10 protein-coding genes are annotated in these 14,730 nt (G+C 43.7%); 8 read left to right on the forward strand and 2 right to left on the reverse strand.

Annotated features, from left to right (window positions below; all coding sequences use genetic code 11):
- Positions 1–4: 4 nt before the first annotated feature.
- On the reverse strand, positions 5–3,208 hold the full coding sequence (locus NDI35_RS23905) for a glycosyltransferase (RefSeq protein ID WP_445314888.1): 3,204 nt from the start codon (positions 3,206–3,208) through the stop codon (positions 5–7).
- Between the two features lie 184 nt (positions 3,209–3,392).
- Here NDI35_RS23905 and cobA point away from each other — a divergent pair, with 184 nt between their 5' ends.
- The 7 genes from cobA to NDI35_RS23940 all read left to right on the forward strand — a co-directional run bounded on the left by cobA (position 3,393) and on the right by NDI35_RS23940 (position 9,421).
- Positions 3,393–4,958, forward strand: a complete 1,566-nt coding sequence (cobA, locus tag NDI35_RS23910) for a uroporphyrinogen-III C-methyltransferase (protein ID WP_445314889.1) — start codon at positions 3,393–3,395, stop codon at positions 4,956–4,958.
- A 32-nt stretch (positions 4,959–4,990) separates the two neighbouring features.
- Positions 4,991–5,182 (forward strand): hypothetical protein, encoded by a 192-nt coding sequence (locus NDI35_RS23915; RefSeq protein ID WP_015177921.1) that lies wholly within the window; start codon positions 4,991–4,993, stop codon positions 5,180–5,182.
- Positions 5,183–5,198: 16 nt separating this feature from the next.
- Entirely contained in the window at positions 5,199–5,555 is a 357-nt protein-coding gene (locus NDI35_RS23920) for a type II toxin-antitoxin system death-on-curing family toxin (protein ID WP_445314890.1), read from the forward strand.
- A gap of 237 nt (positions 5,556–5,792) precedes the next feature.
- Positions 5,793–7,001: a trypsin-like peptidase domain-containing protein gene (locus NDI35_RS23925; RefSeq protein ID WP_445314891.1), complete on the forward strand. Its 1,209-nt coding sequence runs from the start codon at positions 5,793–5,795 to the stop codon at positions 6,999–7,001.
- Between the two features lie 81 nt (positions 7,002–7,082).
- Complete coding sequence (locus NDI35_RS23930; protein ID WP_445314892.1) at positions 7,083–8,273, forward strand: trypsin-like peptidase domain-containing protein; 1,191 nt, start codon at positions 7,083–7,085, stop codon at positions 8,271–8,273.
- Between the two features lie 87 nt (positions 8,274–8,360).
- Positions 8,361–8,939 carry a Uma2 family endonuclease gene (locus NDI35_RS23935; RefSeq protein WP_445314893.1) on the forward strand — a complete coding sequence of 193 codons (579 nt, stop codon included), beginning with the start codon at positions 8,361–8,363 and terminating at the stop codon, positions 8,937–8,939.
- Between the two features lie 305 nt (positions 8,940–9,244).
- Positions 9,245–9,421: a hypothetical protein gene (locus tag NDI35_RS23940; protein ID WP_445314894.1), complete on the forward strand. Its 177-nt coding sequence runs from the start codon at positions 9,245–9,247 to the stop codon at positions 9,419–9,421.
- Positions 9,422–9,874: 453 nt separating this feature from the next.
- On the opposite strand, the gene NDI35_RS23945 is transcribed toward NDI35_RS23940, so the two are convergent.
- Positions 9,875–12,901 carry a PAS domain S-box protein gene (locus tag NDI35_RS23945; RefSeq protein WP_445314895.1) on the reverse strand — a complete coding sequence of 1,009 codons (3,027 nt, stop codon included), beginning with the start codon at positions 12,899–12,901 and terminating at the stop codon, positions 9,875–9,877.
- Between the two features lie 422 nt (positions 12,902–13,323).
- Here NDI35_RS23945 and NDI35_RS23950 point away from each other — a divergent pair, with 422 nt between their 5' ends.
- Positions 13,324–14,610, forward strand: a complete 1,287-nt coding sequence (locus tag NDI35_RS23950) for a response regulator (RefSeq protein WP_445314896.1) — start codon at positions 13,324–13,326, stop codon at positions 14,608–14,610.
- The last annotated feature ends 120 nt before the right edge of the window (positions 14,611–14,730 follow it).

Raw genomic sequence — 14,730 nt, forward strand, 5'->3', positions numbered from 1 at the left:
AAGATTAATTTCCAATTGATTCCAATAGTTTCTTAGCACTGTTTACACTTTCAACATCGTATAGTTCGGGATTGTAAGAAACAACTTGTGCTACCAATTTATGATGGTAACTTTGAGCAGTTTCATTCCTAGAACCATGAACGCGACGATAATTAAGAACTATTTCTCTCGTCCCAAAAAAAGGAATACTATGTTTGTGACAATTAACCCAAAATTCCCAATCCTCATAACCTTCTTTCATCTCTGCTTTGTAACCGTTGACCAAATTCCAAACTGATTTGTGATACAATGAAGACGTGCAAATCATATTAAATTGTTTGATCTTTTTTGGTGAATATAAATCATAGCTGGGTATTGTGTGATTTTCCGGGCCGCCAAAAAGTTTATAAGAACCAAATGCTATGCAAGGTACTTTGGATTTTAGACAAATTTCTAAAAGACAAGTCAAGGCATTTGGAGCTAAAATATCATCGGCATCTAAGGGAATTATGTATTCGCCGTTTGCTGCCGATATGCCAGTATTTCTAGCCATTGATATCCCTTGATTAGCTTGTTCTATTAGCCTAATTTGATGCTGGGGATTGGCTGCTATCAAATTTTTGGCTGCTGTGCTAGTAGTATCTAAGCTGCCATCATTGACAATGATTATTTCCCAATTTTTGTAAGTTTGATTGATAACGCTAGTTACTGCTTGCGACAAAAAATGAGCTTGATTGTAACAGGGAATAATCACAGATATCAAAGGTTGACTTTCAAGCTGTGGCGAAGCCGCAATTTGCTGAACGCTTTCAGGATGGTGTGAATGTGAATTTTCGCTAGAATTTCGAGCCGCTTGTAAGCCGTAAAAATAAATCTTTGGATGAACAATCGCTAATTGATTTAAATCGGTATTTTGATACTCATTTACTAACCTGGGATATTTCGATAAGTATTCTTGTTTGACAAAGATTAAGATATTCTGAGCGTACCAAGGCTCTACTTTTTCATTGTTCCAGATTTTTTTTCTCAAGCAATCAATGACTGCAAAACCATTTTGCTGAAAGTAATAAGCCCAATATTGTGGCCACTGTTCGTTAACGTGTTCGACACCGCCTTGAAATGGTATTGCTGCTGAAAACAAAATTACTGGTGCTAGTTGAGTGAGAGAATGAACAAAGTTTTCGGCACAGGTAGCCGGCAAATGTTCGGCAACTTCCAGAGAAATTGCTAAGTCAAATTTTCTGTTTATTTGCAGCGGTTGCTTTAAATCGGCGGATTGGAACTGATTTAAAGGAATTTCTAAAAGAGTGCGATCGACATAATCGCCATCTATTCCCAAACAATCAGCAATTCCCAACTTGTGAAAAGCAGCTAACCAACTTCCCGTACCGCAGCCCACATCCACCACACTTTTAGGTAAAATGGGTTGCAGCAAGTCTAACAGCAGGGGAATAATTTCTCTAGCAGAAGTGCGAGTTCCTTCTCCGATTAATTGGTAAAAATTTCTTGTATAAGATGACTGTTGGTTTTGATTTGTTTGGCGGCCTGTTTGAGAATTAATTGCCTCTAAACTGCTAATATTGTAGCCGTGCAAATGTGCTGGCAACTGCCAGGAAATATTGGGGTCTGGTTGATGTTTTACTGGCTCGACCTTGCCCCGCCAAGCAGCCCCCATAATTTGCATTGTTTGATAAATTACAGTATTCCATCCCCTTTCTTTCAAGTAATCTAAACCTTTAGCAACAGCGGGAGACGCTAAGTCGTGAAATAAAATTATTGCATCTTCCTCCGCCAATTTTTCACAAACAATTGCGTCATTTAACGGCCCCGGTTCTCCGTGTTCTCCGTCAATAAAAATTAACGACCATTTGCGGTTGAATTGAGCGGAAAATTCTTCGACTCTTTGGGGGCTGTAGCCCGGTATTAGCTCGACGGTCGTTTGAACTCCCGACGCATTGAGAGCGCCTTGAATGGAAGCGATGACGCTTTGTCTGATGTCTTCTCTTTCTAACAGCGGATCGACAACATCTAATTCAACTCCGGCGAGTGCTAAATGACAAGCAGACCAACCCAGCCAGCAGCCGATTTCTAAGGCTTTTTTACCTTTGAATTGCAGTGCTGTATTGTAAAGAATGTGTGCTTCGTCGCGGCTGAGAAATCCGACTGAATTAGCACGGCGATCGACATACCAATTGTGCTTGATTTCCCGGCGCAAATAAGGCCACGAAGAAGTCTGAGTATCCCCAACAATCATGTTTGGAAAGTACGCATCTGGGAGAATAACTTTCAATCCGGGCGAGACGTAATCTCCAGTAGGTAATAAAGTATTATTGGCGATTTGCGACTGTCCTTGTGCTGTCATTTTTTTCGCTTTAATGGGTTGGTAGCGGAGGCTAATTTCTACTGTATCTCCGTCTGTTGCGGTTAGTTTAACTCGATCGTGTTTGTATCCAGTCAGGTGCAGGATACCAATTTTTTCCTGCGGCAAGTACGGCTCCACAAAACAGGCTTTTTGCTTGTCCCAAATCGGCAATCCAAAGTTGCAGCTCCAGTTGCAGCGAGCTGGAAGTATCTCTGTTTTGTCGAACATTTCAGTACCGTAAACTAACCGATTTAATGCTACTTGATCTGTCATTAAAACGGAATTTTGCAATCCCTGTTCCAAGTATTCTGCCCAAATTTTCCAGTGCGGCGCGGTTTTGTGCAGGGCAAACACCCCGGCATTGATGGTAGGGTAGCTGTATAACTGCTGGGCTACTTCATCTCCAAAAACTGCTTGATAATCGCGGTAAACAAATTGCCAGTACCAAGCCTGTTTGCCGTAAGGTAAATTATAATTTCGATCTAATTCGTGAACTATTGCCAGCCCCCGTTTCGCCGCGCCTTTAACTAACAGTTCGACACTTGACCAGTCTTGAACCCAAGCATCTGCATCTATCCAAAGGTATATATCAAAATTGGGAAAGTATTTTCGCAAACAAGGTCTAACTAATAGTCCTTTTAAATGTTCGGGAGCTTCATTTCTGCCAGGAAAGTCAAAGTCCCAATCGGGCTTTTGAATGATATTAACTTTTGTTTTGAGCCACTGCAACTGTTCGGGAGTGCAGCCGAGATCGAAAAAGCCGATCGCCACATTTTCACCCTCTGGTTTTTCCCGCACCGATAAAATAGTACCTTGCACCAATTCAAAGTAATTTGCATCGGCGGCCGTAATGATGATAATCTGCATAAAATTAAATATAACTGAGATATTGCACGATTCTCAAGAAGCTTTTTATGGGCGGGCTCTTCGGTCCACGCCACAAGAAAATTCACTCTTTGTGGAACGGGCATCTTGCCCCTTCTTGAGAATGGTGAAATATTTGAGATATAACCAACTACTCTGAGAGAAAGTATACCACGGAGGAGGAATTGTGAAAAACGACAAAGGGAAAGTTTATCTAGTCGGTGCCGGGCCAGGAGATTGTAACTTGATGACAGTGCGATCGCACAAACTGCTATCCCAAGCCGAAGTCTTAATCTACGACGCTCTAATCGACATCCCGCAACTCGAATTAATCCCAGCAACTTGTCGGAAAATCGAAGTCGGTAAACGCGGCGGCAAACCTTCCACGCAGCAGCAAGAAATCAACCGCTTGCTGGTAGAACATTGCCAATTAGGAAAACAAGTAATCCGCTTAAAAAGTGGCGATCCGTTTATTTTTGGTCGTTCCAGTTCCGAAATTCAAGCATTAAAAACAGCGGGCTGCGAGTTTGAAGTAATACCCGGAATTTCTTCCGCCCTATCCGCACCTTTACTAGCAGCAATTCCTCTCACAGATCCGGTAATGAGTCGCTGTTTTGCCGTGATGAGCGCCCACGAACCTGATGCTCTTGAATGGGAAGCTCTAGTGCAGATAGAAACTTTGGTAATATTGATGGGAGGGCGCAATTTAAGCGAGATCATCTGGCAATTGCAAAAGCACGGACGATCGACCGAAACTCCGATCGCCATTATCCGAGATTGCGGCCGCCCCGAACAGCAAATTTGGCTCGGCACTCTCTCCAACATTGTACACCAAACAGCCGGTCAATCTCTATCGCCTTGCGTGATCGTAATTGGCGAAGTAGTTAGATTGCGCGAATATTTAATCCAGCCAGAAACCACAAATATGATCGATACACCTGTCACCATTAATAGCAGCAAATTGCCACTAGCAGGAAAAACCATTTTAGTCACGCGATCGGTTTCTCAGTCGGCTGAATTTAGCGATCGACTCCAGCAACAAGGAGCCCGCGTTATCGAAATGCCCGCCTTGGTAATTGGGCCGCCGTCCACTTGGGAACCATTAGACAGTGCGATCGCACAATTGTCAAGCTTTCACTGGTTAATTCTCACTTCCCACAACGCTGTAGACTGCTTTTTTCAACGATTACAAGCAAAAGGCAAAGACGCCCGCAGCTTGTTTGGTATTAAAATCGCAGTAGTCGGGAAAAAAACAGCAGAAAGTTTGCGATCGCACTCTCTACAACCAGACTTTATTCCCCCCAACTTTGTCGCCGATTCCCTAGTCGAGAACTTCCCCGATAACTTGCAAAACTGCAAAATCCTATTTCCGAGAGTAGAAAGCGGCGGCCGAGAAGTTTTAGTTAAAGAATTCACCGCCAAAGGAGCGCAAGTAATAGAAGTACCAGCTTACCAATCTTGCTGTCCCGAAACTATCGAGCCGATCGCCCTATCCGCACTCCAAAATCAAGCCGTAAATATCATAACATTTGCCAGTTCCAAAACCGTACATAACTTTTGCAATCTCATACAACAAAGCCCAAAATTGTCCTTGTCTAAGGATTGGTTGCAAAGCGTTTGCATTGCATCCATTGGCCCGGAAACTTCCAAAAGCTGCCAAAATTTATTGGGTAAGTTAGATGTGGAAGCTAAGGAATATACCTTGGATGGGCTGACTGAGGCGATCGTTGAATGGGCACAAGCGAGGTTGTAAAATAGTTGTACGATCATTAGGAGGAAAGAAACATGACCGCAAAAGACCAACTTCTTCAAGAACTCGACCAAGTGCCAGAACCCTTGCTGCTGAAAGTGCTTGAATTTGTCCGTTCCTTAAAGACTGAAGAAGAACAACAAAAACTAGAAGCCAAAGCATGGCAGGCATATCTAGATTCAGAACGCGAAAGAAAGGAGGTTTATCGTCGCCTTGCCAACTCCTAATTTTGTCAGCAAAAGTATGGTTGTCAATATCCACGCCAGACAGGTAGAAAGATTTGGTGGCACTCCCGGCGTCAGAGATGAAGGCTTGTTAGAGTCGGCTTTGGCTCAACCGCAAGCAACTTTTAGCGGTCAATTGTTGCATCCGACAATTGCCGAACAAGCTGCTGCTTATCTCTATCACATAGCGATGAATCATGGGTTTATTGACGGTAACAAGCGATCGGCTTTTGCGGTGACAGATACTTTTTTGCGTTTAAATGGTTCCACTCTGAATTTGACGGACGATCGAGCATATGATTTAGTCATGCGAGTCGCACGGGGAACCATGACTAAGGAAGAACTAACCACCGAGTTTGAGTCATGTATTGTTTAGTTTTAATAAGTAAGTTGGGCAGTGCGCTACATTGGGATTAATTAAGGTGCACCCCCGCACCATATAGTGAAAAAGGGAATCGCGGAACAAAAAAGCGAGTAAAATTATCATCACTAAAGAACAAAGCCGAGATCCTTTGCGTCAAATCAGTAATAAAACTAAACAGAAAAAAGCACAAACCGCCGATCGCCCTTCCTCCACCAAATCCCGCTACCCAACTACTAATTAGCAATAGCCATGAATATAAATTTTTCTCGTTACGACACCTTAACCACCCTGCTAGCAGGAACTACCGCAGCCTTAACCATAGTCATCAGCCAAAGTGCGATCGCCAAAACGCCCCAAGAAGTCGCCAGCATTGCCGGGCCGCTGACAGTACAAATTAACAGTTCCCTCGGAGACGGTTCTGGCGTAATTATTGCCAAAAAAGGTAAAACTTACACAGTTTTAACAGTCAATCACGTCGTAGAAAAAGCAGACGTGAAATACACCGTTCGCACCTCTAAAGGCAAAAACTATCAAGCAACTGCCGTCACCCGCTTGCAAACCGCCGAAACTGACCCGGATTTAGCCGTAGTCAAATTTGAAAGCCCCGAAGAATATCCAGTCGCGACGATCGCAGATTCCGATCAAGCCGTCATCGGCACTCAAATCTTCGTTTACGGCTATCCCGCTACAGGCGGACTTTTCGGCGCCGAACGAGAACCAGAACTCTCTCCCGGACTCGTTACCAGCCGCCCCGGCAACCGCCCGGAAGGTTACACTTTGCGGTATCAGGCAGTAACTTGGAGTGGCATGAGTGGCGGCCCAGTTTTTGACTCCGAAGGTCGAGTTATCGGTTTACACGGACAAGGCGAATTCGGTTTCGCGCAAACGAGTTCCGGCGAAGTCGCCCCGATTAAAACCGGATTTAACGCAGCAGTTCCCATCAATACATTTATCGCCAAGCTGGTGGCGGCGGGAATCAACAAATCTGAGTTGAAAGTAGACCATACTCCCGCAACGATCGGCCCGGTATCCACCGCCAATCCCCAAGACGCCCAAGCCTATTATTTTCGAGGACTTTCGCTGTTAGATCAAGGAGATGCTTCGGGGGTTTTGGAGGCGATCGCCGATTTCAACAGAGCACTCGCTTTCAAGCCCCAATATACCCCTGAATTGTATTTTAATATCGGTAATGCCCGCACTTTATACGTCGCCCTACTCGATCCCGCATTGGACAACGGCCGCTATCCAAACCCTATTGAACCATACACGAAGGCGATCGAAGCCAATCCCGGTTTTGCCGACGCCTACTACAACAGAGCTTTAGCTTACCTTGTAAAAAAAGACAAACCCAAAGCAATTGCCGACTTTCAAAAAGCAGCAGAACTTTACAAGCAAGGCGGCAGAACAAGTGCCTATCAAGACGCGCTCAACCGAATCAAACAATTGCAGGAGAATTAGAATTTAAGAATTAAGAATTAAAACGATCGATCGCCCTAAATCCGCAAATTATCCCTACCCAACTACTAATTAGCAATAGCCATGAATATAAATTTTTCTCGTTACGACACCTTAACCACCCTGCTAGCAGGAACTACAGCAGCCTTAACCATAGTCATCAGCCAAAGTGCGATCGCCAAAACGCCCCAAGAAGTCGCCAGCATTGCCGGGCCGCTGACAGTACAAATTAACAGTTCCCTCGGAGACGGTTCTGGCGTAATTATTGCCAAAAAAGGCAAAACTTACACAGTTTTAACAGTCAATCACGTCGTAGAAAAAGCAGACGTGAAATACACCGTTCGCACCTCTAAAGGCAAAAACTATCAAGCAACTGCCGTCACCCGCTTGCAAACCGCCGAAACTGACCCGGATTTAGCCGTAGTCAAATTTGAAAGCCCCGAAGAATATCCAGTCGCGACGATCGCAGATTCCGATCAAGCCGTCATCGGCACTCAAATCTTCGTTTACGGCTATCCCGCTACGGGCGGACTTTTCGGCGCCGAACGAGAACCAGAACTCTCTCCCGGACTCGTTACCAGCCGCCCCGGCAACCGCCCGGAAGGTTACACTTTGCGGTATCAGGCAGTAACTTGGAGTGGCATGAGTGGCGGCCCAGTTTTTGACTCCGAAGGTCGAGTTATCGGTTTACACGGACAAGGCGAATTCGGTTTCGCGCAAACGAGTTCCGGCGAAGTCGCCCCGATTAAAACCGGATTTAACGCAGCAGTTCCCATCAATACATTTATCGCCAAGCTGGTGGCGGCGGGAATCAACAAATCTGAGTTGAAAGTAGACCATACTCCCGCAACGATCGGCCCGGTATCCACCGCCAATCCCCAAGACGCCCAAGCCTATTATTTTCGAGGACTTTCGCTGTTAGATCAAGGAGATGCTTGGGAGGCGATCGCGGATTTCACCAGAGCACTCGCTTTCAAGCCCAAATATACCCCTGAATTGTATTTTAATATCGGTAATGCCCGCACTTTCATCACCGCCGGCTTGCCTCAAACCGAACCCACACGCGGTTCCACTGCGATTCAAGCATACACGCGGGCGATCGCAGCCAATCCCGGTTTTGCGGACGCTTACTACAACCGAGCTTTAGCTTACCTGGACAACCAAGACCAACCGAAAGCAATTGCCGACTTTCAAAAAGCAGCAGAACTTTACAAGCAAGGCGGCAGAACGAGTGCCTATCAAGACGCGCTCAGCAGAATCAAACAATTGCAGTAGAATGAGAAGTTAATAATTAAGAATTAAAAATGACTAATCCCATTTTTAATTCTTAATCAAGTTCCTACAAACAGCAGGTAAATAACAATGACTGCTATCACCTTAAACCTCAATTCCATCATCAAACTAACTTCAGAACAGTTTTATCAACTGTGTGAAGAAAACCCGGAATTGAAACTTGAACGGAATGCCAACGGAGAATTAATTGTCATGCCCCCAACCGGAGGAGAAACGGGAAAAAGCAACTCAACAGCGAATGCTCAAATCTGGACGTGGAACGATCGAACCGAACTCGGAGAAGTGTTTGATTCCTCCACAGGTTTTACTCTGCCCAATAAAGCCGATCGATCTCCTGATGTCTCCTGGGTAGAAAAATCCCGCTGGTCAGCTTTGACGCCCGAACAAAGAGAAAAATTCATCCCGCTTTGTCCCGATTTTGTCATTGAATTAGTCTCGCCCAGCGACAGTTTGAAAAAAACTCAGGAAAAAATGCAAGAATATATGGAAAATGGCTGCCGTTTGGGTTGGTTGATTAACCGCAAAAAACAAGAAGTAGAAATTTATCGTCCCGGTCAAGAAGTGGAAGTTTTACAATCTCCTCTCATCCTTTCTGGGGAAAATGTTTTGCCTGGATTTGTTCTCAATTTGCAAAAAATTTGGAAGTAGAATAATTTAATTTTGACTTATATCATCTTCGGTAAAATAACCGTTACCATTTCGTACTAAAGAATGGAAGTCAGAGCGATTTGGAGCGCGACTCTTCGTCTTAACTACGAACCAATTTCGCTATCGTTTGAGCGAGATAATATTAGCTGGGAATGGGATAAAATTATAAGTATCCATAAAATTAATGTGCTAGAATTAGAGTTCAAACAATTCACGCTAAAAATGTCACATTAGAAGAATTAAAAACGCTTCTTGACCTGCAACTTGTCACAGACGACCAGTTTTTTAGAGAATGGCAAGACCAATTGCCAGAAATCACCGACTTTCAAAAACGACAGCTAGATCAGATTAAAGCGGGTTACTTCAACTTGCTAGAGTATCCGCCAATGCTGGAAAAAACCATCAGTTTGTCCCTCGCCTATCCGCTGTTATTTGTCGGCGAGTTTTATCTGCATCCTTTCTACATTAAACCCAAAAAATAAGTCTAAATTTCCGAAGCAGATGAAGGCATTATCATCAAAGGCAGCATCAACACTTAAGTTTTAAAAGAGCAGTTTTTGCTGATGGTAATAGAATCGAAATGAGTTGTGTTTTCGCTCGAAGCGGGCTTGGCGCAAATCTTAGCTTATATGCTGGCAAATCCCAACCCGGACAAACCTAGTTACAGCATACTTACTACAGTTTGTGACAGTTTTTATTCCAACTTTACCACATATTGGGTGTGTTAAAATAATACCTAGGGTAATTTTTTTATCCATCTATAAAAAAGATAATTAAGCCGCATTTAGTATTATTGATCGACCGTTAAAACCCTTATTTAAGCGTGGGTTTATGGAGGCTGCCGAGCCTTTAAGGTACCTGCCGAAAACCCAGCGGGTAAAGAGATTGGGAATTATGGGAGAGGTTTATTGGAGATATAGCCACAAACTCGATAACTAAACTGGATTCGGGAGCAGAGGTAGAATTAACTCCACAATTTTGTCATAGTTAAAGTTATTCACACAATCAATTAGCGCACTGGAAAGGGTTGATTTAGATGCGGGAATTTGTTTGATTAGCTCGTTCATGACTTCAGGATCAACATAGTAGGCAGCTTGATACATTTGTTCTAACCACTGAGAAGACATCACGGCTAGATCTTCTGGAGATAAATAATCAACAAATAGTTTTTGGGAATCTTTTCCTACCACTGTGTAGATGTACTCTACTCCCAAGTGTTGAGCGAGTTTGTCAAAGACGAGATCTTCCTGAAATGGCTTGCTCATAAAGTCGTCACAACCAGCAATAAGAGCTTTCTCTCGTTCTTCTTCAAAAGCACTGGCAGTTAAAGCAATAATGACAGTCTTTTGTCCATGAGGGTGTTCTCTAATGCGTTTAGTAGCTGTGTAGCCATCCATAATCGGCATTCGTAGATCCATCCAAATCAGGTGTGGGGACCAACTTTCCCACAGGGATAGTGCTTCAACTCCCTGTGTTGCTTGGCGCACCTCAAAACCGACTGAGGTAAGGAGTTTGACCAATAAGCGGCGATTTTCCTCTACATCTTCAACCACAAGGATGCGGTAAGTTGGTTGTCCTCGATCTATACCAATCACTCTTTGTTTAAGGAATTCTGAGGCAAGGCAGACTGTTTGAGGTAACTTTACCCCAACTTCAAAGTAAAAAATGCTGCCCTGATTCAATGTGCTTTGAACCCGAATCTGACTACCCATGAGTTGGACAAATCTTTGGCTGATAGCTAGACCTAGACCAGTACCTTGATTCAATTTATTCCCAGCTTCAGCTTGCACGAACGCCTTAAATAAACTGTCAAGTTCTGTTGGATCAATTCCCACTCCAGTATCCTCAATTTCAAAACATAGGCGACAGGACGTTGGGTCGATCTGTTCTGATCTTACTCGTAAGGTGACGCTTCCTTGATTAGTAAACTTAATCGCATTACCGAGCAGATTGACTAAGACTTGATACAGTTTTTTCTCATCGCTATGCACAAATGGGGGCAGATTGGGTTCTCGCTCGACAATTAGTTTCAATCCTTGCGATTGGGCTTTAATTTGCAACATTTCTTCAATAGAAATCAGCAAAAATTTGAGGTCAAAATCAGAAAGAGAGAGTGTCATCTGTCCGCTCTCAATTTTGGATAAATCTAAAATGTCGTTAATCAATTCCAATAAATGTGTGCCGCTACGATTGACGATCGCCAGATCTTGTTGGAGTTCGGGAGTCAGAACCGGATCGTAACTCATCAATTGCGTAAATCCCAAAATAGCATTGAGAGGAGTACGGAGTTCGTGGCTCATATTGGACAGGAACATACTTTTGGCTCGGTTTGCTGTTTCTGCTGCTTCTTTAGCTTGCTGAAGTTCCAACTCGGCTTGTTTGCGATCGTTAATGTCAATTAAATATCCCAACATTTCCACTGGTCTACCTGCAGGATCTCGAATTAGTCTGAGTTGACCGAGTATCCAGCGATAAACCCCATCTGAGCGACGAAGACGGTATTCATGTAAATAAAAATCATTGATGAATGGATTGGCTAAGCCATTAAGCACTCGTTCTACATCATCTGGGTGTAAGTTATGCACCCAAAATTCAGAATCTTCTAAAAACGCAATGCTTTCATAGCCCAATACATCTTTGATATTTTCGCTGATGAACGTTCCTTCATAATTCCCACCAGGTTTACAGCTAAAAATAACGACTGGGCTGTAGTTCAGGAGAAAGTTGAGGCGATTTGTGGTAGCTTGCAAGGCTTGCTCAGCCAGTTTTAGCTCTGTTGCGTCCTCCTGAACCGCAACATATACAGTTCCATATTCAGGATGCTCAAACCTAGATGTATGAACCCTACACCAAAAAAGTCTTCCATTTTTTTTCTTATTGTACACTTCATATTTTGCTTCTCCTTTCTGCTCAATTTGAGTGACAATATCTAGAACGCTTGCGTCTGGTGTAATCTCTGTATCGACATAATTCAAGATACCAACGGGTTGACCTGCGAGTTCGCCATCTGTGTAGCCAAACATAGCGTCAAATTTGGGATTGGTGTAGACTATCGTCAGCTCTGAGGCTTTAATTAAACACACTCCACCTGCCATGTTATGCATAATAACACTCTGAAGTTCGAGCGTCTTTTGAGTTTCTTTTCGAGCGGTAATGTCTTGGATTTGAGCAATAAAATGCAGTGGATTTCCCTGTTCATCTTGTACTATCGCTCCATCAAGAAGAATCCAAATTATATGTCCTTGTTTATGGAAATACCGTTTTTCCATTTGGAAAGTTGAAATTGTTCCTGCTAATAACTGATGTACATAGCTAAGATCCAGGTCTAAATCGTCGGGATGGGTAATGTCTTGGAAAGTTAACGCTAACAACTCTTCTGAGGAGTAGCCAAGAATCTGACATAAAGCAGGATTGACTTTAACCCAGTGCCCATCAAGTGAAACGATCGCCATTCCAATAGACGCATTTTCAAAGGCATTGCGAAACTGCTCTTCACTGTTTCGTAATGCCACCTCAATTTGTTTGCGTTCGTTTTCAGCCCGCTTGCGCTCGTTGATCTCCTTCTCTAAGGCTTGATTGGCCGCAATAAGTTGAGCTGGACTAGGTAAAGCTAAGGCTGATGGAATTAACAAAACTAGCTCAGATGCAGTATATATAGAAATCAGAGCAGTAATAGCTTTAAGTCCTCCAGAAACCCAATAAGTAGGAAACCAAAGCGTCCAAATTTCCATGATATGAGTTGTACCACAGGCAATTATGAAGGCGCCAAACAGAAAAAATACTTTCTGAAAAGGAGTATCTTGGCGCTGTCGCACAAAGTAGATTAGCATGATTGGGATGGAGTAGTAAGCTAAAGCAATTAAACCATCGGATAAAATATGTAATCCTACTAAGTTTGTTTGCCAGAGATAGCAGTGACCATGAGGAATGAATTCTCCAGTCTCAAAAAATTGTGTAATCATATCTAACCTGCATTATTCATGAGTGCTGAAGTGCTTAGCGATTGAGTTCTGCCATTGCCCGCTTCATGGTCGAAGTCATACCGGGAAAACCACTTTTGAGTAGGGAGATGTCAAATTGCCAACCCAGCAGTACGAGACATCCGATCGCAATGACGAGTAGGCTTGCCCTTTAATAAATGTGCTTGTTCATAAATCGGCTGCTTGGGTTGAAAAAATCTTCTCCTCATGTTACCCGAAACGAATAAGGGCAACCACGGGGGGATTATCCCTACCTCAACAAGTCAGATATTGTAGGGGCTGTGCCAGCGTGCCACTCCTAGAACTCTGCGATCGCATGACTTGTTTCTACGTCAAGTGAGTGGATAACCTAATAATTCAAGTATACTCTTGTTCATAGGGTTGTAGTCCTCTACCAGAAAAGTATGGAAAGCAGTAGGATTCTCGATATAACTAGCGATATAGTTAGCGATCCAGCTACCAACTACCGAGGCAATATTTTAATTGTTGACGATCGGCCTGATAACCTGCGTCTTCTGGGCCGTACTTTGAGCGCACATGGTTATAAAGTTCGCTGTGCCACAACAGGTGAAATGGCGATCCGAGCCGCCCAATCGCCAGGGACGGAACTAATTTTACTCGACATTAAATTGCCAGATTTGGATGGCTATGAAGTTTGTAAACAATTAAAATCTGACGAGCAAACCACAGGCATTCCGATAATTTTTTTGAGTGTTCTCAATGAAACTTTCAATAAGGTTCAGGGGCTGGCTGTTGGTGGCGTAGATTATATTGCTAAGCCGTTTCAAGTCGAAGAAGTATTAGCTCGTGTCGAAACTCACCTAACCATCCGACGGTTGCAGCAAAGCCTCCAAGAGCAGAATTTACGTCTCTTGAGAGAAATGGAAGAACGCCAACGTCTCGAAGCGTCCCTCTTTGCCGAAAAAGAACTCGCTCAAGTGACTCTCCAATCGATTGGTGATGCAGTGATTACTACCAATGCTCAAGGTAATGTGCGATTTTTCAATCCTATCGCTGAGCAACTGACAGGCTGGAAGGCTCATGAGGCTCAGGGACTCCCTCTGTCTACAGTCTTTAAAATTATCAATGAAGTAACGCGAAAGCCAGTAGAGAATCCGATCAACAAGGCTCTGTTGGAGAAGCGAATTGTGGGCTTAGCTAACCATACTATACTGATTGCGCGCGATGGGACGGAGTATGCCATTGAGAACTCAGCAGCACCAATTCGAGACTGCCAAGGTCAAATTATCGGGGCAGTCATCGTCTTTCATGATGTTACCGAATCGCGCAATCTTGCTCGTCAACTGTCTTGGGAAGCCAGTCACGATGCTCTGACGGGTTTAATCAACCGTCGAGGATTTGAGCAGCGACTAATTGAGGCGATCGCCTCTGTTCAAGATAGCAATCAGCAGCACGCTCTCTGTTATTTAGATTTAGATAAGTTTAAAGTCGTTAACGATACCGCAGGTCATTGTGCTGGCGATGAGCTACTGCGCCAAATCACTACACTTTTACAAAATGGAGTCCGCGCTAATGACACATTGGCTCGCTTGGGAGGTGACGAATTTGGTCTTTTGCTTAATAAATGTCCCCTCTCTAAAGCAGCTCAGATTGCGGAAAACCTCAAAGACCTAGTGCATCAGTTTCGGTTTAGTTGGGATAGGAAAACCGTAATTGCTCAACCCCCTTGACAAGAAGACAAGATAGACATTAGATCAAGGAATGGAAAAACTCCCCGACCTAAAACAGCTATCGAACGAGGCAAAAGAAGCCTTGATAGTAGAGCTATGGGAGAAAATCCAAAAACTAAC

Origin of the sequence: Microcoleus vaginatus FACHB-2002 (assembly GCF_040004035.1) — a bacterium.
Lineage (GTDB): Bacteria > Cyanobacteriota > Cyanobacteriia > Cyanobacteriales > Microcoleaceae > Microcoleus > Microcoleus vaginatus_C.

Coding starts and splice junctions, on each gene's coding strand:
- NDI35_RS23905 (WP_445314888.1), bottom strand. CDS start 3,208: ATGCAGATTATCATCATTACGGCCGCCGATGCAAATTACTTTGAATTG.
- NDI35_RS23915 (WP_015177921.1), top strand. CDS start 4,991: ATGACCGCAAAAGACCAACTTCTTCAAGAACTCGACCAAGTGCCAGAA.
- NDI35_RS23925 (WP_445314891.1), top strand. CDS start 5,793: ATGAATATAAATTTTTCTCGTTACGACACCTTAACCACCCTGCTAGCA.
- NDI35_RS23930 (WP_445314892.1), top strand. CDS start 7,083: ATGAATATAAATTTTTCTCGTTACGACACCTTAACCACCCTGCTAGCA.
- NDI35_RS23945 (WP_445314895.1), bottom strand. CDS start 12,901: ATGATTACACAATTTTTTGAGACTGGAGAATTCATTCCTCATGGTCAC.
- NDI35_RS23935 (WP_445314893.1), top strand. CDS start 8,361: ATGACTGCTATCACCTTAAACCTCAATTCCATCATCAAACTAACTTCA.
- NDI35_RS23950 (WP_445314896.1), top strand. CDS start 13,324: ATGGAAAGCAGTAGGATTCTCGATATAACTAGCGATATAGTTAGCGAT.
- NDI35_RS23920 (WP_445314890.1), top strand. CDS start 5,199: ATGGTTGTCAATATCCACGCCAGACAGGTAGAAAGATTTGGTGGCACT.